Origin of the sequence: Streptococcus sp. FSL L8-0526, from assembly GCF_038007145.1 — a bacterium.
GTDB classification, from domain to species: Bacteria; Bacillota; Bacilli; order Lactobacillales; family Streptococcaceae; genus Streptococcus; species Streptococcus thermophilus.
Window position 1 is genome coordinate 371,878 of sequence record NZ_JBBOWP010000002.1, and the last position, 20,087, is coordinate 391,964.

Annotated in this window: 19 protein-coding genes and 1 pseudogene; 16 read left to right on the forward strand and 4 right to left on the reverse strand. The window is 40.3% G+C overall.

Annotated features, from left to right (window positions below; genetic code table 11):
• Position 1: 1 nt before the first annotated feature.
• A complete protein-coding gene (locus tag NSQ85_RS09155) occupies positions 2 to 373 on the forward strand; it encodes a S1 RNA-binding domain-containing protein (RefSeq protein ID WP_179972800.1) in 372 nt (123 codons plus the stop codon).
• Between the two features lie 98 nt (positions 374 to 471).
• On the opposite strand, the gene NSQ85_RS09160 is transcribed toward NSQ85_RS09155, so the two are convergent.
• Positions 472 to 1,557, reverse strand: coding sequence for a M24 family metallopeptidase (locus NSQ85_RS09160; RefSeq protein WP_340781710.1), 1,086 nt, complete (start codon positions 1,555 to 1,557; stop codon positions 472 to 474).
• A 316-nt stretch (positions 1,558 to 1,873) separates the two neighbouring features.
• On the opposite strand from NSQ85_RS09160, the gene ccpA reads away from it, so the two are divergent.
• Genes ccpA through NSQ85_RS09175 form a run of 3 tightly spaced genes read left to right on the forward strand, consistent with a single transcriptional unit; the run spans position 1,874 to position 5,131 of the window.
• The gene (gene ccpA, locus NSQ85_RS09165) at positions 1,874 to 2,875 is read left to right on the forward strand and encodes a catabolite control protein A (RefSeq protein WP_179972802.1); all 1,002 of its coding nucleotides are present in this window, start codon (positions 1,874 to 1,876) and stop codon (positions 2,873 to 2,875) included.
• 60 nt (positions 2,876 to 2,935) lie between these two features.
• Positions 2,936 to 4,003: an MmcQ/YjbR family DNA-binding protein gene (locus NSQ85_RS09170; protein ID WP_179972803.1), complete on the forward strand. Its 1,068-nt coding sequence runs from the start codon at positions 2,936 to 2,938 to the stop codon at positions 4,001 to 4,003.
• A gap of 12 nt (positions 4,004 to 4,015) precedes the next feature.
• The gene (locus NSQ85_RS09175; protein WP_179972985.1) at positions 4,016 to 5,131 is read left to right on the forward strand and encodes a glycerate kinase; all 1,116 of its coding nucleotides are present in this window, start codon (positions 4,016 to 4,018) and stop codon (positions 5,129 to 5,131) included.
• Between the two features lie 38 nt (positions 5,132 to 5,169).
• Here the strand turns inward: NSQ85_RS09175 and NSQ85_RS09180 are convergent, their stop codons facing one another.
• Positions 5,170 to 5,625 carry a YueI family protein gene (locus tag NSQ85_RS09180; RefSeq protein WP_179974365.1) on the reverse strand — a complete coding sequence of 152 codons (456 nt, stop codon included), beginning with the start codon at positions 5,623 to 5,625 and terminating at the stop codon, positions 5,170 to 5,172.
• A 209-nt stretch (positions 5,626 to 5,834) separates the two neighbouring features.
• On the opposite strand from NSQ85_RS09180, the gene eno reads away from it, so the two are divergent.
• Positions 5,835 to 7,139 (forward strand): surface-displayed alpha-enolase, encoded by a 1,305-nt coding sequence (eno, locus tag NSQ85_RS09185; protein WP_179973189.1) that lies wholly within the window; start codon positions 5,835 to 5,837, stop codon positions 7,137 to 7,139.
• A 150-nt stretch (positions 7,140 to 7,289) separates the two neighbouring features.
• On the opposite strand, the pseudogene NSQ85_RS09190 reads toward eno, so the two are convergent.
• Positions 7,290 to 7,474 (reverse strand): annotated as a pseudogene (locus NSQ85_RS09190) (hypothetical protein).
• A 162-nt stretch (positions 7,475 to 7,636) separates the two neighbouring features.
• Complete coding sequence (locus NSQ85_RS09195; RefSeq protein WP_179974366.1) at positions 7,637 to 9,823, reverse strand: LTA synthase family protein; 2,187 nt, start codon at positions 9,821 to 9,823, stop codon at positions 7,637 to 7,639.
• 173 nt (positions 9,824 to 9,996) lie between these two features.
• Between NSQ85_RS09195 and NSQ85_RS09200 the strand changes: the two genes are divergently transcribed.
• The 11 genes from NSQ85_RS09200 (at position 9,997) to pheA (ending at position 20,081) form a co-directional block, all read left to right on the forward strand.
• Complete coding sequence (locus NSQ85_RS09200; protein ID WP_179974367.1) at positions 9,997 to 11,160, forward strand: class I SAM-dependent rRNA methyltransferase; 1,164 nt, start codon at positions 9,997 to 9,999, stop codon at positions 11,158 to 11,160.
• On the forward strand, positions 11,157 to 11,834 hold the full coding sequence (gene aroD, locus NSQ85_RS09205; protein WP_179974368.1) for a type I 3-dehydroquinate dehydratase: 678 nt from the start codon (positions 11,157 to 11,159) through the stop codon (positions 11,832 to 11,834). Before NSQ85_RS09200 ends, aroD begins: the two co-directional genes overlap by 4 nt.
• Positions 11,824 to 12,681, forward strand: coding sequence for a shikimate dehydrogenase (locus NSQ85_RS09210; protein ID WP_179974369.1), 858 nt, complete (start codon positions 11,824 to 11,826; stop codon positions 12,679 to 12,681). The genes aroD and NSQ85_RS09210 overlap by 11 nt, the downstream gene beginning before the upstream one ends.
• Before the next feature lie 12 nt (positions 12,682 to 12,693).
• Positions 12,694 to 13,761, forward strand: a complete 1,068-nt coding sequence (gene aroB, locus NSQ85_RS09215) for a 3-dehydroquinate synthase (protein ID WP_179974370.1) — start codon at positions 12,694 to 12,696, stop codon at positions 13,759 to 13,761.
• On the forward strand, positions 13,762 to 14,928 hold the full coding sequence (aroC, locus tag NSQ85_RS09220; protein WP_011225712.1) for a chorismate synthase: 1,167 nt from the start codon (positions 13,762 to 13,764) through the stop codon (positions 14,926 to 14,928).
• Positions 14,929 to 14,957: 29 nt separating this feature from the next.
• On the forward strand, positions 14,958 to 16,064 hold the full coding sequence (locus NSQ85_RS09225; protein WP_179974371.1) for a prephenate dehydrogenase: 1,107 nt from the start codon (positions 14,958 to 14,960) through the stop codon (positions 16,062 to 16,064).
• Between the two features lie 9 nt (positions 16,065 to 16,073).
• On the forward strand, positions 16,074 to 16,412 hold the full coding sequence (locus tag NSQ85_RS09230; protein ID WP_179974372.1) for a YlbF/YmcA family competence regulator: 339 nt from the start codon (positions 16,074 to 16,076) through the stop codon (positions 16,410 to 16,412).
• 55 nt (positions 16,413 to 16,467) lie between these two features.
• The gene (locus NSQ85_RS09235) at positions 16,468 to 17,418 is read left to right on the forward strand and encodes an L-lactate dehydrogenase (protein WP_179974373.1); all 951 of its coding nucleotides are present in this window, start codon (positions 16,468 to 16,470) and stop codon (positions 17,416 to 17,418) included.
• A gap of 80 nt (positions 17,419 to 17,498) precedes the next feature.
• The gene (aroA, locus tag NSQ85_RS09240) at positions 17,499 to 18,782 is read left to right on the forward strand and encodes a 3-phosphoshikimate 1-carboxyvinyltransferase (protein ID WP_340781711.1); all 1,284 of its coding nucleotides are present in this window, start codon (positions 17,499 to 17,501) and stop codon (positions 18,780 to 18,782) included.
• On the forward strand, positions 18,775 to 19,266 hold the full coding sequence (locus tag NSQ85_RS09245) for a shikimate kinase (RefSeq protein ID WP_179972812.1): 492 nt from the start codon (positions 18,775 to 18,777) through the stop codon (positions 19,264 to 19,266). Before aroA ends, NSQ85_RS09245 begins: the two co-directional genes overlap by 8 nt.
• Positions 19,257 to 20,081, forward strand: coding sequence for a prephenate dehydratase (pheA, locus tag NSQ85_RS09250; protein ID WP_179974375.1), 825 nt, complete (start codon positions 19,257 to 19,259; stop codon positions 20,079 to 20,081). Before NSQ85_RS09245 ends, pheA begins: the two co-directional genes overlap by 10 nt.
• Positions 20,082 to 20,087: the final 6 nt, after the last annotated feature.

Below are 20,087 nucleotides of genomic sequence, written 5' to 3' on the forward strand. Positions count from 1 at the left end.
GATGAAAATTGGAGACAAGCTTAGGGGGATTATCACGGGTATCAAGCCTTACGGTGCCTTTGTTTCATTGGATAATGGTACCACAGGCTTGATTCATATCTCGGAGATTAAGACAGGTTATATCGACAACATCTACAACACACTAAAGGTAGGCCAGGAAGTCTTGGTTCAGGTAATTGATTTTGATGAATTTACTCAAAAGGCCAGTCTTTCTTTGAGAACACTTGAGGAAGAAAAAAATAAAATCCCTCACCGTCATCGTTTCTCAGATAGTCGTTTGAACTATGGCTTTAAACCTTTGGCAGAAGCGATGCCAGGATGGATTGAAGAAGGGCTTGACTATCTTAGACAAGAGCATGAAGGAGATAAATAGCAAAAGCTGACACATGATGGGTTAGCTTTTTAAATGGCATTTGAATTTTAGTGTAAACGAAATGGCCCTCAACTTAATTGAAGGCCATTCTGGATTAATTAAACATCAAAATAGAGAAGTTCTTTTGGTGTGTGTGTAAAGACTTCGAAGCCATCTTTTGTAACGTAGCCACAGTCTTCGATACGAACACCAACTTTTTCAGGAATGTAAATTCCTGGTTCAACAGAGAAGCACATACCTTCTTCGATAACCAAGTCATTTCCTTCCATGATTGACGGAAACTCATGGACATCCATACCAAGACCATGTCCCAAACGGTGGTTGAAGTATTCGCCGTAACCAGCCTTTTCAATAACATTACGAGCTGCAGCATCAATTTCACTGGCTGTTACGCCTGGTTTGATAAAATCAAGGGCAGTGAGTTGAGCTTCCAAACAGATATTGTAGATATCTTTCTTGAATTGGTCAGGTTGACCGACAGCTACAGTACGTGTCATATCTGAAACATAGCCTTGACTGACAACACCTAAGTCAAAGAGGAGTAGGCTATCATTTTCAATGCGGTTAGTTCCTGGAATACCATGTGGGTTTGCTGCATTGTTACCTGTAAGGACCATAGTTTCAAAGGCCATTTGATTGATGCCAATTTTCTTCATACCAAATTCGATTTGAGCAATGATATCTGTCTCAGTCACATCAAGAGAGATATTGTCGAAACCGATATTAACAGCTTTATCAGCATAATCACCAGCAACAATCATTTTTTGAATTTCATCAGCTGACTTGATGACGCGCATTTTGTGGATGAATGGTGTTAGGTTCTCGAAGCGACCCTCAAAGACTGTTTGCAATCCTTGAAATTTAGTCACATTGAGATTATCAAACTCTGCATAAATTATAGGACTATCAGTACTTGCTAGACCGGCCTTAATTTTTTGCCATGGATTTTCAGAGTCCACATAACCGAAGACTGGGAAATCGAGAATAGAAGAGGCACGTGCGATCTCCAACACTGGAACAAAGAGGGCTGGCTCACGATTCTCGTAGACGAAAAGAAACATTTGGCGTTCATGCGGGTCACAATCAAAACCAGTAAGATAATTGATAGTCACAGGATCCGAGACAATAGCTAGTCCCGCTTTATTTTCATTTAAGAAATAACGAATGCGATCAAGTTTAGACATAGAAAAAAACTCCTTTGTTTTTCTGATACTCATTCTGTCACTTTTATAGGGAAAATGCAAGCTGTTTTTGGATTTTCATTAAATCATTTGCTTTCATTTAGTTTTTTCAATCTTATAGGTTGTAAGCGATGAATAATCATGAAAATGCGAAATGATAGCCCAATATTTGAAACGGCTTTCTTTACCTTAGCTATCGAAAGAGAGTCCTTTTCATTTTTTTGTAAAGGATCAGTTAAAAACATTTGAAAGTGTTTTCAAATTTTGCTATAATTATTATGAAGAACTGTGCGTTAAATTTAGAAAGGAAGTGTTTCTTATGAATACTGATGAAACAATCACAATTTATGATGTAGCGCGTGAAGCTGGAGTATCGATGGCAACTGTTTCTCGTGTTGTAAATGGTAACAAAAACGTAAAAGAAAACACCCGAAAAAAAGTGCTCGAAGTCATTGATCGTTTGAATTACCGTCCAAATGCGGTTGCGCGTGGCTTGGCGAGTAAAAAAACAACTACTGTAGGAGTTGTCATTCCAAATATTGCAAATAGCTATTTTGCTACTCTAGCTAAAGGTATTGATGACATTGCAACCATGTATAAGTATAATATTGTTCTTGCTTCCAGTGATGATAATGAGGATCATGAAGTTACAGTCATTCATTCTCTAATTTCTAAACAAGTTGATGGTATTATTTTTATGGGACACCATCTGACAGAAAAAATCCGTGCAGAATTCTCTCGTACCCGTACACCGATTGTTCTAGCAGGAACAGTTGATCTCGAACACCAATTACCAAGTGTTAACATCGACTATAAAGCTGCCGTTGAGGATTGTGTAACGCAACTTGCTAAAAATAATGAAAAGGTTGCCTTTGTATCAGGACCACTAATCGATGATATTAATGGCAAACTACGTTTGGCTGGGTATAAGGCTGGACTTGAAAAGAATGATTTGCGTTACAACGAAGGACTTGTCTTTGAAGCCAAATATAGCTATAAAGATGGCTTTGAGTTAGCACAACGTGTCTTGAACTCTGGTGCTACTGCTGCCTACGTTGGAGAAGATGAATTGGCTGCAGGTCTCTTAAATGGCCTCTTTGCTGCTGGCAAATCAGTTCCAGAAGATTTCGAAATCATCACAAGCAATGATTCACCGATTACAAGCTATACACGTCCAAACCTTTCTAGTATAAACCTTCCTCTCTATGATTTAGGGGCAGTTAGCATGCGTATGTTGACTAAAATTATGAATAAGGAAGAACTTGAAAATAAAGACATTATTCTTAATTATGGTCTAACTTTACGCCAATCAACAAAATAAAAAAGGAGTTGGGACATTAGTTTGTCTCAACTTCTCTTTTTTTAGAAAAAGGGAGAATGAATGACTTTTGAGGATGCTTATTTTAAACAGAAAGTCCTAAAACATGATAGCCTAGAGCCTTTTGGTTTTATAACTAGTGAGAAAGGCTACGAGTTCAGAAAACCACTAATGGCTGAAGGACTTGAGGCTCGACTATTCATTGATTTTGAAGGTAAATTGACAGGGCAGGTTGTTGATGTTGATTTTGATGAGTCTTATGACACTTTCCGAAGCCCTCACGCAACTGGAACCTATGTTGGTCAAGTCAGAGAAGCTTATGGAGATCTGCTGTCGCAAGTAGCTGAGTTTTGTTATGATGATCAATTGTTTTCATCCCCGCAAGCTAATCGTCTGGCTAATTTTATAGTTAAGGAATTTTCAGACCAAGCTGACCATCCTTTTGAAAAATATCCAGACTATCTTTCCTTTCGGGTTGATGGTAAGTGGTATGCCTTATTTTTCCCTCTCAAGGGTGAGAAACTAGCACTTAGTGGAGAAAAGGCGAATTTAGTCTATGATGTGGTTAACATTAAGGTCGATCCAAGGCGGATGGATAAGCTCTTAGACTTAGATGGAATCTATCCTAGTTACCATATGTCCAAGAAGACTTGGATAAGCCTTGTTTTAGATAAGACAATTCCAGACCAAACGATTTTTGAGCTTATTAGAGGGAGTCGTTCTCTGGTTGCTCCTAAACATCTTAGGAAGGCTTCAGAGCCACACTACTGGATTGTTCCAGTAAATCTAAAATACTACGATATTGGGGAGGAGTTCTCAGCAAGTGAGGATATTCTTTGGACTCAGAAAGCCAGTATGCAAAAAGGGGACTTTGCTGCAATCTATATTACGGCACCTACCAAGGCCATCCGTTATCTCTGTCAGGTTTTAGAAGTTAATATAGCTAATCAAGGTTATCGTGATGATGAGAGTATTAAGGAATTGATGCGAATTAAACCTTTATACAGCTTTAATGATAGTGATTTTGATAGTGAAAGGCTAAAGTGCTTTGGTATCAAAACTGTCCGAGGTCCACGATATATGACAGATGACTTGGTTCAGGCCCTGTCCCCTTACTTGAAAGGAAAATAAAGGGAGTAAATGATGCGAATTCTGATTGCACCTGATTCGTTTAAAGAAAGTTTGTCTGCAAAAGAGGTTGCCCTAGCTCTTAAATCGGGCCTTGAAAAGGCCTTACCAGACGCTGATTTTGACCTCAAGCCAATAGGCGATGGTGGCGAAGGTACCTTAGATGCTCTTGCTGAAAATCTAAATTTTGAGAAGAAAACTGTTAAGATTCCACATGCTTATACTGGTGATGGCTCTGTCTCCTATGCTAGTAATGGGCAGACTGCCATTTTTGAAATGGCTGCGATTTGTGGCTTGGAACAGGTACCTAAGGATAAACGCAACCCCCTTTGTATAACAACCCAGGGAGTCGGTGAACTGATTGTTCACTTGGTTAAATCTGGTATTAGTGATTTTATTATAGGTGTAGGTGGATCAGCTACTAATGATGGCGGAATTGGTATGGCTTATGGATTAGGTTATCGTTTTTATGATTCTGAGGGGCAGGAGCTAGAGCCAATAGGTGCCAATCTTGGTAACGTTAAAAAGGTGTCTTCTAAAAATAAACTTGATTTATCTAATGTAACTATTCGTCTTATCACCGATGTAGATAATCCCTTGTGTGGTCTAAATGGGGCAACCTATATTTTTGGTGGTCAAAAGGGCTTGGCGCCTTCACAAGTTAAAAAGGTTGACCAAGACATGGCTCAATTCTACCAAGGATTTGGTCCTGAGGTTCCAAAAATAGCTGGTTCGGGTGCTGGAGGGGGAATGGCAGCAGGAATGGCAGCCTTTGCAGGAGCAGAAATTAAGTCAGGGATTGATTTTGTACTGGATTGTGTCGATTTTGACCAGCGTGTAAAAACAGCTGATTTGGTTATTGTTGGGGAAGGACGTATGGATAATCAGTCCTTATCTGGTAAAGCACCGGTAGGTGTAGCTAAACGAACACCATCGGCTATCTTAGTTATCGCTATTTGCGGCAGTTTGAAGGATGACTTACCTGATTCTCCAGTAGGTGGCATTTCAGCCGCTTTTCCAATCATTGGTCAATTAGGTGACTTAGATCAAATCCTGTCTTCGGCTAAAGAAAATCTCTATCGAACAGGACTCAATATTGGAAACCTCATCAAATTGAGTAAGTCATTGTGAAACAAGAAAAAGCTGACCAGGGGCCAGCTCAGATGTTATTATTTTCCAAATAGCTTAGCAAAACATCCCCTTTTTTCAACGATTTGCTCAGTTTGCTTGGGAGCAAGAATATCAGGATAGAGCTCTGAGAATAGTATCTTATCAAGGTTTTCGGCCCTATCACTATGCACAACAATACCATATGGTGAGTGTGCTTTTGCTTCATCAACAATAGTTGCAGAGATATTTAGTATTTGAGCGTCCTTGATATAGGTGAACTGTGTCTGATCAGATAGGTTAGGTGAAAGCTTTAGACTAAGGTTAGGGTACACTGCTAATAACTTCTTTAAAATCAATGGAAAGTGTTCTATTACAGATTTCTTTTCAGCATTTTCCAATAGAACAGCTAAGACTACACGTTCTGCATAGGTGCCAAAATACTGACGAAGTTCATCGGGATTCAGGCGTTTTTCGCCACTGGCGCATTGGAGCACTTTGTTTTCAAGTGAAGTCATAGGGGATCTCCTTTCTCTTTTCTATTTACTATTATACAATATTATTTTGAATTCCTTTTCATTTGCCTTATTTTTTCTGAGATTTTCAAAAATAATTGAAATAAAAAAATAGATAATCGCAAGAAAATTCTGGTTTTAATTTGCTTAAGCCTTGATATTATGGTAATATAAGTGTGTAAAAAAATTTAACTCATAAGGAGAGTATTGTAATGCCAATTATTACTGATGTTTACGCACGTGAAGTCCTTGACTCACGCGGTAACCCAACACTTGAAGTAGAAGTTTACACTGAATCTGGTGCATTCGGTCGCGGTATGGTTCCTTCAGGAGCATCAACTGGTGAACACGAAGCAGTAGAACTTCGTGATGGTGACAAAGCTCGTTACGGTGGTCTTGGTACTCAAAAAGCAGTTGATAACGTAAACAACGTTATTGCTGAGCACATTATCGGATTCGACGTACGTGATCAACAAGGTATTGACCGCGCAATGATCGCTCTTGACGGTACTCCAAACAAAGGTAAACTTGGTGCCAACGCTATTCTTGGTGTGTCTATCGCTGTAGCACGCGCAGCTGCTGACTACCTTGAAGTTCCACTTTACAGCTACCTTGGCGGATTCAACACTAAAGTTCTTCCAACTCCAATGATGAATATCATCAACGGTGGTTCTCACTCAGACGCTCCAATCGCTTTCCAAGAATTTATGATTGTACCTGCTGGTGCACCAACATTCAAAGAAGCGCTTCGTTGGGGTGCTGAAATCTTCCACGCGCTTAAGAAAATTCTTAAAGAACGTGGACTTGAAACAGCCGTAGGTGACGAAGGTGGTTTCGCACCTCGTTTCGACGGAACTGAAGATGGTGTTGAAACTATTATCAAAGCTATCGAAGCTGCTGGATATGTACCAGGTAAAGACGTATTTATCGGATTAGACTGTGCATCATCTGAATTCTATGATGCAGAACGTAAAGTTTACGACTACACTAAATTTGAAGGTGAAGGCGCTGCTGTTCGTACTGCTGCAGAACAAATCGACTACCTTGAAGAATTGGTTAACAAATACCCAATCATCACTATCGAAGATGGTATGGACGAAAATGACTGGGACGGTTGGAAAGCTCTTACTGAACGTCTTGGTGATAAAGTTCAATTGGTTGGTGACGACTTCTTCGTAACTAACACTGCTTACCTTGAAAAAGGTATTGCAGAACACGCTGCTAACTCAATCCTTATCAAATTTAACCAAATCGGTACTTTGACTGAGACTTTTGACGCTATCGAAATGGCGAAAGAAGCTGGATACACAGCAGTAGTATCACACCGTTCAGGTGAAACTGAAGATTCAACAATCGCTGATATTGCAGTTGCAACTAACGCTGGTCAAATCAAGACAGGTTCATTGTCACGTACTGACCGTATTGCTAAATACAACCAATTGCTTCGTATCGAAGACCAACTTGGTGAAGTTGCAGAATACCGTGGTTTGAAATCATTCTACAACTTGAAAAAATAATTCTATAGTAATATAGAATGGAAAGAGGTTCCTTGAGGAATCTCTTTTTGTCTTCTCACAAATAAAATATCACACTATAATATTTCTGATTCTCAATTAGTCATCTGAATAAAAAAATCCCCTCAATCCTATTGATTGGGGAATTTAGGCTTAGAATAGGCCTTTAATCTTGTCTAAAGCTCCACTTACCATTTCATTGCCTGAAACGAGAGATTTAGCTTGGTTGAAGTACTCACCTAGATCATCTTTGTTTTCCTTTACAAACTTTTTAGCTGCTTCAAAATCTTTTTTTCGATCATTTCTTTCACTTGGTTAAATAATTCCATTGGATTCATATCAGATCTCCTATATATGTTTTTATTATGTTTCTTATCTAATCATGGTTGGAGAAAACTAGCAAGAAATATATCTGAGCCAGGTCGTTGAAGAGTTGATTATGTAGAGATATGGTTGATTTAATCTAAAAAGACAGCCCGATGAGAACTGTCTTTTTAGGGTTATTCTTGTGGAGCTGTAGTTTCTTGACTAGATGAGCTTTCTTCTGTTGAGTTTGAGCTTGATTCAGGTTCAACAGGATGTAATTCCTTGTAAGATGGTGTCTTGAATAGGTCAGCTGTTGATTTATTGCCTTTTTGTTTGTAAAGACTTGTTGATTTATCTTTCAGCTTTTTATTGATTTTTTTTAGTTGATCCGTCTGTTTAGTGTAGGAAATTGTGCTAGAATCAAGAGGATTTAAACCATCTGGCGTGTAGAATCGAAGGAGGTCACCTGTTTGGACTGCATCACTCATTGACAACTGGGTTGCAACCGCGTTACGAATAGCCTCATTTTCCTTTTTAGTAGTCTCATCAGGGTTAGTAATTTCTTCTCCTGTTTGAGTGTTATAGAGTTTACCAGAGTAGCTTGTGTATTGAGGTGTAACATATTGACCTGAGGTTCTAAATGCGACAGTTTGCTTATTATCAGGAGATAGGAGGTCTTGTCCCATCTGGATATAAGATCTAGTGTCAACACCAAGAATGTGAAGGAGGGTTGGGAGGGCATCAACTTCAGCACCAAATGTGTTAGAGATGCCACCTCCAGTATATCCTGGGATGTGAATCATGTAAGGGACACGTTGAAGCATGGCTTCATCATAATTTGACCAAGTCTCAGGGTTCTTCCCGAGCAGTTCCGCTAGATTACTGCTTCGCATATCAGAGATACCGTAGTGGTCACCATACATAACAATAATCGAATTATCATAAAGGCCAGTTTCCTTAAGGTAATCAAAGAAGTCTTTGATTGCAGAGTCAAGATAGTTGGCTGTTGCAAAATACCCGTTAACAGTTTCGTCTTTTGTGTTAGCGAGTGGGAAACCTTGTTCATTTTTGTTGCCTGACAGGGAAGTGTATGGGTAGTGGTTAGATACGGTTAGGTATTTAACATAGAAAGGCTGTTGCATTTGTTCCAGATATTTGATGGAATCTGAAAACATGTACTTATCATTAAGACCGTACTGGAAGGAATTTTCATCGGTTTTCTCAGTGAAAGCTGATGAGTCAAAGAAGTAGTTATAACCCCACTTTTTATAGGTATTATTGCGGTTCCAGAAGGATCCAGTGTTTCCATGGAAAACAGCTGAAGTATAGCCACCCGTTTGAGCTAGGATAGATGGTGCAGCGTAGGCTGTATTGGTACCACCGTAGTTTACCATATATGACCCTGTACTTAGTCCGAAGAGTGATGTTTCCATCAAGGTTTCAGCATCAGAAGTTTTTCCTGATTTAACTTGGTGGAAGAAGTTTGAAAAGGCTAGGGTTTCATTTGAGTGGTAAATGGAATTGAGGAATGGTGTTACTTCATAAGACTGACCATTTACTTGGAGCTTATAATCAATAAGAAACTGTTGGAAACTCTCCAAGTGAATAACGATAACGTTTCTTCCTTTAGCAATTCCGTAGTACTTAGGATCAGGTGCTGCATAGTGCTCCTTAACATAAGCTTCAACCTTTTTCATGTCGTCTGCTGTTGCGGATGAACGAGCTTGTGAAGCTTGATACGTTAAGTTACCGGAATAAGCTGTAAAGAAAGGAATCCCCATAGCACGAACAATATAGTTGTTGGAGAAACCACGTGTCAGTAACTCACCACGGTTAACTTCCGCTAGAAATAGGTTAGCTGAGAGAAGGAGTGTCGATAGTGCGGTGATGGCAAAACTAGCTCGTTTATTAAATGGCTTACTATCCGTTTTTAGTTTTTTCCTAAAAACACCATAAATGAAGAAAGGAACATCAATCAAATAAAAGATATAACTTGGTTCAAGAAGGTTCTTAGCTGAGTCTCCCAGCCCGGCTGCTGAACTAGAACTTGCCAGGATGGTATTTACAGTTATGAAGTCTGTAAACTCTCCAAAGTAAATGACATTAGCAATAAGCAGGAGATTAAGGATGACATAAATAGCAATTGTTATGCCATAAAAAAAACGTCTTTTCTTGAAGTAAAGTCCTAAACCTAGCAGCATTAATCCCAGTGGAATAGGGTTAATCAGTGAAAGCATAACCTGATATTTGCTTTCCCACTCAAGATTAATGTTGACGAAATAAGCGTATATGTTTTTTAGCCAGTAAAAGAAGAGTAACAAGAAGACGAATCCGAGTCTTGATGAAACTCCTTTCCAAAAAGCTTCGTTTATTTTTTTCAAAGCAATACTTCCTTTGATTTTATATTATCTTAGCTATTATACCAAATAACAAAATGACTCTCAAAAATTTACTGTCATAGAGTGTCATAGAATGTCATATTCCTTGACATATATAATTGACAAAATCTAGTTACGAAACAGAAATTATAACATTTTTTTGGTATAATAGTAGCATGAATATATTGACGGTAAGTCCCTTTGCGGAGAAAAAAATCAAACAAGGGAAACAGCTTCTTTTGGCTGAAGATTTTCCAAATATAGCTGAAAATAATCAGTTGATTTATCTTTATAGCCAATCCAAAGAATTTTTAGGAACAGGCTATTTGTCGAGTCAAAATAAGGGGATAGGTTGGTTTTTGTCCCCTAAAAAGCAAAAATTGACAGTGACTTATTTTCAGGGGCTTTTTGAGAAGGCAAAAGCCAGACGTCAATCCTATTATGCTAATGATTTAACGACGGCTTTTCGTCTTTTTAACCAAGATGGTGATGATTTTGGTGGTCTAACGATTGATTTGTATGGAGACTATGCCCTCTTTTCATGGTACAATGTCTTTATTTATTCCCTGAAGGATATTATTGTAGAGGCTTTCCAAACGGTCTTTCCTGAGGTTTTGGGAGGCTATGAAAAAATTCGCTTCAAGGGCCTTGATTTTGAGTCAGACCATCTTTATGGACAAGAGGCAGCTGATACCTTCACTATCTTGGAGAACGGGGTAACTTATGAAGTTTTTCTAAATGATGGGCTAATGACAGGGATTTTTCTTGACCAGCATGAGGTGCGTGATGGTTTGGTTAATGGATTGGCCTTGGGCAAATCAGTTTTGAATATGTTCTCCTATACGGCAGCTTTTTCAGTCGCTGCAGCTATGGGGGGAGCGGTTGAAACGACATCGGTGGATTTGGCAAAACGTTCACGTGAGTTATCCACGGCTCATTTTGAAGCTAATGGCTTCATTATGGAAAATCATCGTTTAGTTGTGATGGATGTTTTTGATTATTTTAAATATGCCAAGAAAAAGGGATTATTTTATGACCTTATCGTTATTGATCCGCCTAGCTTTGCTCGAAATAAGAAACGCACTTTCTCAGCAAATAAGGATTACCACAAGTTGATTACGCAGAGTCTTGATATTCTATCAGAGTATGGGACAATTATTGCAAGTACCAATGCAGCTAATATGACAGTGCAACAGTTTAAAAAGCAACTGCGTAAGGGATTGGGAGATATTTCAGCGGACTTTGTTAATTTGCAACAATTACCAGTGGATTTTGCCGTCAATCCTAATGATCCAACATCAAATTACTTGAAAGTATACACAATAAAGGTAAATAAATGAAAATTGTAGTTCCGATTATGCCGACGAGTTTAGAGGAAGCACAAGCGCTTGAGCTGTCTCGTTTTGAGGGGGCGGACATTATTGAATGGCGTGCAGATTTTTTAGATAAGCATAGTATCTTAACAGTTGCTCCAGCTATTTTTGAGAAATTCGCAGGCTTTGAAATTGTTTTTACCATTCGTACGACACGTGAAGGTGGTAAGATTGAGTTAACTGATGGGGAATATGTCAAACTGATTAAGGATGTAGCTGCTATCTATTCACCAGATTATATTGATTTTGAGTATTTCACACGCAAGGAAGTCTTTGACCAAATGCTTGAATTTTCAAACTTGGTTTTGTCTTATCATAACTTTGAGGAGACACCTGAAAACCTTATGGAACTTTTATCTGAGATGACCAACTTGACGCCAAGAGTTGTTAAAGTAGCCGTTATGCCTAAGAATGAACAAGATGTCCTTGATCTTATGAATTTCACACGCGGCTTTAAGGCCTTTAACCCTGAACAAGAGTTTGTAACTATGTCAATGGGTAAGTTAGGTCGTTTGTCACGTTTGGCGGGAGACTTGGTGGGGTCATCATGGACTTTTGCTAGTCTTGACAATACCAGCGCACCGGGTCAAGTTGCTCTTGCGGACATGTGTAGGATTAGGGAGGTTTTGGATGCGGATTGATGGACACACACGCTTAGCAGCTGTTGTTGCCAGTCCTATCAAGCATTCAATTTCTCCTTTCATTCATAATTTAGCTTTCGAAAAAACACATGTTAATGGGGTTTATGTAGCTTGGGAAATTCCAGAGTCAGACCTGGCTGAGACAGTTGAAAATATTAGACGTTATAATATGTTCGGTATCAACTTGTCTATGCCATATAAGGAAAAGGTAATTCCATTTTTGGATGGTCTTAGTCCTGAAGCTCAACTGATTGGTGCAGTTAATACGGTTGTCAATCGTGATGGTCGTTTGATTGGCCATAATACAGATGGCTTTGGCTTTTTTGCTAGTTTAAAAAATTTTAATCCTAAGGATACTCATATTATGATTTTGGGGGCTGGTGGTGCGGCTAAATCTATTGTGACACAGGCAGTTCTTGATGGTGCAAAAAAAGTTAGTATCTATGTTCGGCCCCAATCCTTGGTCAAGGCAAAAGAAAGCTTTAGAACCTTGCTTGATCAAACCGATTGCTATTTAGAATTTCATGATTTAACTGATGCTGACCACTTCCAAAAGGAATTAAAGCAAACCGATTTATTGGTCAATGCGACTAGTGTGGGTATGGATGGTGAGTCATTGCCCATTTCTATAGATACAAGATTTCCTAAGGAACTCTTAGTTGCGGATATCATTTACCAGCCTTTTGAAACACCTTTCTTGGCCTTGGCAAGGAAAAAAGAGATAGAGGCTGTGAATGGACTAGGCATGTTACTTTATCAAGCAGCAGGTGCCTTTAAATTATGGACAGGCGAGAATATGCCAACAGGTGCTATTTGGCAGGAATTAGAAAACATATACAATAGCTAGGAGGGGTCGACGATGAAACTAGAGGTAAACTTAAAACAAAAACCTTATGACATTATCATTGAAAAGGGCGCTCTTAAAGGGGTAGGACAATGGGTCAAGACACTTTGGGAACCACAAAAGATTGCGCTTATTACAGACAATCATGTGGGAGGCCTATATGCAGAAAAAGTTAAGTTTAGCTTAGAACACGAAGGTTTTGAGGTTGTCGTTTTTGACTTTCTAGAAGGTGAAGCGAGTAAAAATCTTAAGACTGTTAATAAGGCTTATGAGTTTTTGATTAAGAATGGCATGACTCGTAGTGATGGTATTGTTGCTCTTGGTGGTGGCGTTGTCGGAGACTTAGCAGGATTTGTCGCTTCAACTTATATGCGTGGAATTCATTTCGTTCAAGTTCCAACCAGTCTAACCGCCCAAGTAGATTCATCTATTGGTGGAAAGACAGGTGTGAATACTCCTTTTGCCAAAAATATCGTAGGAACTTTTGCTCAGCCTGATGGGGTTTTAATTGATCCTAATGTCCTTGAGACACTTGGTAAACGTGAATTGATTGAAGGTATGGGTGAGGTTGTCAAATATGGTTTGATTGACGATCCTGAACTTTGGCAGCTCCTTGATAACATTGATGGTTCGGTTCATAGTGTTTTGGAAAACTCAGAGACCATCATTTACCGTTCATGTAACGTTAAGCGTAAAATTGTGGTTGAAGATGAGTTTGAAGGTGGCGTCCGTATGTACCTAAACTTTGGTCATACGATTGGGCATGCCGTCGAACAAACAGCTGGTTATGGTAAAGTTATGCATGGTGAAGCTGTGGCTATTGGAATGGTTCAGATTTCTCGTGTTGCTGAGAAAAAAAAACTAATGCCTCAGGGAATCACACGTCAAATTGCTGAGATGTGTGTGAAATTTGGTTTGCCAGTGGACTATGAGCCATGGCGTGTTGAGGAGCTCTATACAGCCCTCACACATGACAAGAAAGCCCGTGGTAATAGTATTAAGACAGTTATCGTTCCAGAAATTGGTAAGGCAGCTATCAATCAGATTCCTTTAGTTGAAATGAAAGAGTATTTGGAGAAATAAATGAGATATTTAACAGCAGGTGAGTCTCACGGCCCACGTTTAACGGCAATTATCGAAGGTGTTCCAGCTGGTCTTCCCTTGACTGCTGAAGATATCAATGGGGATTTGAAACGCCGCCAAGGTGGTTATGGTCGTGGTGGCCGCATGAAAATTGAGTCTGATAAGGTTGAAATCACTTCTGGTGTTCGTCATGGGAAAACAACAGGTGCTCCAATCACCCTCCATGTCATCAATAAGGACCATCAAAAATGGTTGGACATTATGGCTGTTGAAGATATTGAAGATCGTTTGAAAACCAAACGTAAAATCACCCATCCACGTCCAGGACATGCTGACTTGGTTGGTGGTATGAAATACCGTTTTGATGATTTGCGTAATTCGTTGGAGCGTTCCAGTGCGCGTGAAACAACTATGCGTGTGGCAGTGGGTGCTGTCGCTAAACGAATCTTGGCTGAGCTTGATATTGAAATTGCTAATCATGTGGTTGTCTTTGGTGGTAAGGAAATTGATGTGCCAGAGAATTTGACAGTTGCTCAAATCAAGGAATTGGCCCAACAGTCAGAAATTTCAGTTGTTAACCAAGAGCGTGAGCAAGAAATTAAAGATTACATTGACCAAATCAAAAAAGAGGGTGACACCATCGGTGGTGTCGTTGAAACGGTCGTTGGTGGTGTACCTGTAGGACTTGGTTCTTATGTGCAATGGGATACCAAGTTGGATGCCAAGATTGCTCAAGCAGTTGTTTCCATCAATGCCTTCAAGGGGGTCGAGTTTGGTCTTGGATTCAAAGATGGCTATCTCAGGGGCTCTCAAGTGATGGATGAGATCCTTTGGAATGAAGAGGATGGCTATACGCGTAGAACCAATAATCTCGGTGGTTTTGAAGGTGGAATGACAAATGGTCAACCAATTGTAGTCCGTGGGGTTATGAAGCCAATTCCAACTCTTTATAAACCACTAATGTCAGTAGATATTGAGACCCATGAGCCATACAAGGCAACGGTTGAGCGTTCAGATCCAACGGCCTTGCCTGCAGCAGGTGTCGTTATGGAATCAGTAGTCGCTACTGTCGTAGCTAATGAAATCTTGGATAAATTCTCTTCTGATAATTTGGAAGAGTTGAAAGAAGCGGTAGCACATCACCGTGACTATGTGAAAAACTTTTAAGCAGCATCAGTGAAAAGACGGGAGTAGAAATGAGTAAAAAAACTATTTATATTGCAGGATTGGGTCTGATTGGTGGCTCCCTGGCCTTAGGGATTAAAAGGGATCACCCTGATTATGAGATTCTTGGATATAATCGCTCTGACTATTCTCGAAATATTGCACTAGAACGTGGGATTGTTGACCGAGCAACAGGTGATTTTAAAGAGTTTACTCCCCTTGCGGACGTCATTATCTTAGCAGTGCCAATCAAGCAAACGGTGTCCTACTTGAAGGAGTTGGCTGATCTGGACCTTAAAGATAATGTCATCATAACAGATGCGGGCTCAACCAAGCGTGAAATCGTTGAGGCAGCGGAGCGTTATCTAACAGGCAAAAATGTTCAGTTTGTAGGTTCTCACCCGATGGCTGGTTCTCATAAATCAGGGGCTATTGCGGCTGACGTGACACTTTTTGAAAATGCCTATTATATTTTCACACCGACAAGTCTGACAAAAGAGACAACGATCCCTGAGCTTAAGGATACCTTGTCTGGCCTTAAGTCACGTTATGTTGAGATTGATGCAGCTGAACATGACCGGGTAACAAGTCAAATCAGTCATTTTCCACATCTTTTGGCTTCTGGTCTTATGGAGCAGGCAGCTGATTATGCTCAGGCTCACGAGATGACCAATCACTTTGCGGCTGGGGGGTTCCGAGATATGACCCGTATTGCTGAGAGTGAACCTGGGATGTGGGCTTCCATTCTTATGACTAATGGGCCTGCTGTTTTGGATCGTATTGAAGATTTCAAAAAACGTTTGGACCATGTGGCTGATTTGATTAAGGCTGAGGATGAGAGTGCCATTTGGGAGTTTTTTGACAACGGTCGTAATAAGCGTAAAGAGATGGAAATTCATAAAAAGGGTGGCGTGGAAAGTGCCTTCGATATTTTTGTGGATGTACCTGACCGTGAGGACGTTATCCTTAGCATCATGGAATTGTTGCGAGGAACGTCTTTGGTTAACCTTCGTATCAATGAAGAAAATCGTGAGGATATTCATGGTATCCTTCAAATCACTTTTAAAAATGAAAAAGATCGTAAACATGCTAAGACTGTTATTGAAGCCAATACAGACTATCATGTGGTGATCGCATAGGAGAATAAAATGACAAATATTTATGATTTAGCAAATGAGTTGGAACGTGGCATCCGTGCCCTTCCTGAGTACAAAAACTTGTTAGAGAAAAAAGAAGCGATTGCAACTGATACTGAGGCCAGCGCTCTTTTCAAAGAGTTTACGGATTTCCAAGAGGATTTCTATGCTAAAATGCAGGCTGGTACAATGCCAACAGCAGAAGAACAAGCAACTGTTCAAGAATTGGGTCAAAAGGTAGAAGCTAACGCCCTTTTGAAAGAATACTTGACTGCGCAACAAAGTCTGTCTGTTTATTTGAATGATATTGAACGTATCATCTTCAAACCTTTGCAAGAATTGAATAACTAATAAGGGAGGCTTTGTCAATTGGCAGGGTTTTTTTCTGCATTAAAGGAGGTAAATTATGGCTCGTAAAATTGGAATTATTGGAATGGGGAATGTTGGTGCAGCGGTAGCTCATGGGGCTATTACTCAGGGCTTAGCCGATAGTTATGTTTTTATTGATATTAATGAGAGGAAAGCTGAAGCAGATGCCCAGGATTTTAAGGATGCCATGGCCAATCTGGCCAACTATGCAAACATCGTGGTTAATGATTATGAAGCACTTGAAGATGCTGATGTTATCATCTCAGCTCTTGGAAATATTCAGCTACAGCACAATGCTGGTGAGGACCGTTTTGCTGAATTCCCATTTACCCGAGAGGCTGTTTATCAGGTTGCTCAGGAGCTAAAACAGTTGGATTTTAAAGGTATACTCTTGGTCATCTCAAATCCTGTAGATGCGGTGACAGCTCTCTATCAAGAATTCACAGGTTGGCCAAAGGAACGCGTGATTGGGACAGGAACTTTACTTGATACGGCTAGAATGAAGACAGCAGTGGGAGAGGTTCTGAAAGTTAATCCCAAATCAGTATCAGGCTACAATCTTGGGGAACATGGCAACTCTCAATTTACAGCATGGAGTCAGGTTAAGGTGAAAGGTCAAGATATTACAGCTTTAACAAGTGAAGAGGAGCGTCAAAATCTCTTTATGGCTTCCATGAAGGGGGGGCACAAGGTTTTTTATGGTAAAGGCTATACTTCATACGGTATTGCCAGTGCTGCCCTTCGTTTGGTGGCCATTATCCTCTCTGACGCTCAAGAAGAGGTGGCAGTATCTAGCTATCAAGAAATCTATCAGACTTATCTTGGCTATCCAGTTATTTTAGGACGTAAAGGTGTGGAAGCCCCTGTTCACTTGACTTTGTCGGCTGAGGAAAAACATCTTTTGCAGGGCTCCGCTGACTTAATTCGGAACCGTGTTCAAGAGGCAGTTGCCTTTTTGAAAGAAAAGTATGGCAATACAAGCGAGTGAATATTTTGACAATTCAGTATATGGTTGGGCTTTCAAATATGGTATAATGAGAGTAACAATAAAATTTTTAGGAGTAACCTATGAAACTAGAAACCAAGGCTCAAGGTCTTCGTGGCAGCTTGCGTATCCCTGGTGACAAGTCCATCAGTCACCGTTCGATTATGTTCGGTAGTCTTGCCAAAGGTGTGACAACTGTTCGTGATATTTTACGAGGTGAAGACGTCCTCTCAACTATGCAGGTCTTTCGTGATTTAGGTGTGACTATTGAAAATGATGGTGATGTGGTACACATTCACGGTGTTGGTTTTGACGGTCTCAAGGCTCCTCAAAACAAGCTGGATATGGGCAACTCTGGAACATCGATTCGTTTGATTTCTGGTGTGCTTGCCGGTCAAGATTTTGATGTGGAAATGTTTGGGGATGACTCCCTTTCAAAACGCCCTATGGACCGTGTCACTATTCCTTTACGTCGGATGGGGGTAGAGGTGTCAGGACAAACTGACCGTGATTTGCCACCATTGAAAATGCACGGCAGCAAGTCCCTTAAACCTATTTATTACGAATTACCAGTGGCCTCTGCTCAGGTTAAGTCTGCCCTTATTTTTGCGGCCCTTCAAGCTAATGGTGAGTCTGTCATCATTGAAAAGGAAAAAACACGTAATCATACGGAAGATATGATTCAGCAGTTTGGTGGTCAGCTTCAAGTAGAAGGCAAGGAAATTCGTATTTCTGGTGGGCAGACCTTTACTGCTCAAGAAGTTGTGGTTCCAGGGGATATTTCTTCAGCCGCTTTTTGGTTGGTAGCAGGACTCGTGGTGCCAAACTCTAAGATTGTCTTGAAAAATGTTGGTATTAATGAGACACGTACCGGAATCATCGATGTTATCAAGGATATGGGTGGCAAGATAAGACTTTCAGATATTGACCAAGTTGCTAAATCTGCGACCATTACGGTTGAAACTTCAGAACTTAAAGGAACCGAAATTGGTGGTGACATCATTCCACGTTTGATTGATGAACTTCCGATTATCACACTCTTGGCGACACAAGCTCAAGGTAAGACGGTGATTCGTGATGCTGAAGAGCTTAAGGTCAAAGAAACTGATCGTATTCAGGTGGTAGCAGATGCCTTGAATGCTATGGGTGCTGATATTGTTCCAACTGAGGATGGTATGATTATCACTGGTAAGACGCCTCTTCACGGGGCAGAGGTCAATACCTTTGGTGACCACAGGATTGGTATGATGACAGCCATTGCTGCCCTCTTGGTTCAAGATGGCGAAGTTGACTTGCAACGTGCGGAAGCTATCAATACGAGCTATCCAAGCTTCTTTAGTGATTTGGAAGGATTACTGCATGGCTAAGGTTTTATTGGGCTTTATGGGAGTTGGTAAGAGTTCCGTCGCCCCATACCTGAATGGTCGTTTCGTAGATATGGATCAGGTCATCGAAGATAAAATTGGAATGTCCATTACTGATTTCTTTGCCAAAGAAGGCGAAGCAAGTTTTCGTCAGATTGAGTCTGAGACTCTGGAAGAACTCCTTCAAGAGGGAGATGATGTTATCATCTCTACTGGTGGTGGTGTCGTTGTGACGGAGTGCAATCGTAAACTTTTGAAGAAAAATCGTAAGCATAACGTATGGCTTCACGCTTCTTTTGATGTGGTCTATAATCGTATTAAAAAGGATATCAAAAATCAACGCCCCCTCTTTCTCAATCATTCTAAAGAGGAATTCAAGGCCATTTATGATGGTCGAATGGTCCTCTATAAAGGTTTGGCAGATCTGGTTATCACTGTTGATAATCGGACGCCAGAAGAAGTAGCAAGGTTTATCAAATGTATGTAGGTTATTTGGGCCCCAGTGGGTCGTTTACGCATAATGCAGCCTTAAAGGCATTTCCTGAGGCAAGCTTGGTTTCTCTAGGTACCATTACTGAAGTTATCAAGTCATATGAAGAGGGACGTGTGGATTACGCAGTTATTCCTGTGGAAAATTCCATTGAGGGATCTGTTCATGAGAGTTTAGACTATCTCTTCCACCAGGCAGACATTCGTGCTGTGGCCGAGATTGTTCAACCCATCAAGCAACAGTTAATGGCTAGCAAACACCATACAAAGATTGAGAAAATTTTCTCACATCCACAAGCGATTGCTCAAGGGAAAAAGTATATTAAAGATCATTTTCCACATGCTAAAATTGAGACAACAGCCAGTACAGCCTTTGCGGCTCGCTATGTCGCAGATAATCCTGACCAGCCTTATGCTGCAATCGCTCCGCATGCAGCTGCCAAGGAATACGGTCTCGAAATTTTAGCTAAGGATATACAGGAAATTGAGAAGAATTATACCCGTTTCTGGTTATTAGGGAGCACTGTTCCTGAAATTCCACTCAATCAGATTAATTGTAAATTAACGCTGGCCTTAACTCTACCTGACAATATGCCAGGTGCACTTTACAAGGCTTTATCGACCTTTGCCTGGCGAGGCATTGACTTGACCAAGATTGAAAGCCGTCCTTTAAAGACGGTACTTGGCGAGTACTTCTTCATTATTGATTGTGATTATACAAAGAAAAAGTTGGCTCATTTCGCTCTTGAAGAGCTAACTACAGTTGGAATTGGATATAAAATCTTGGGAGCTTACCAAGTCTATCAAATTTAAAGGGAA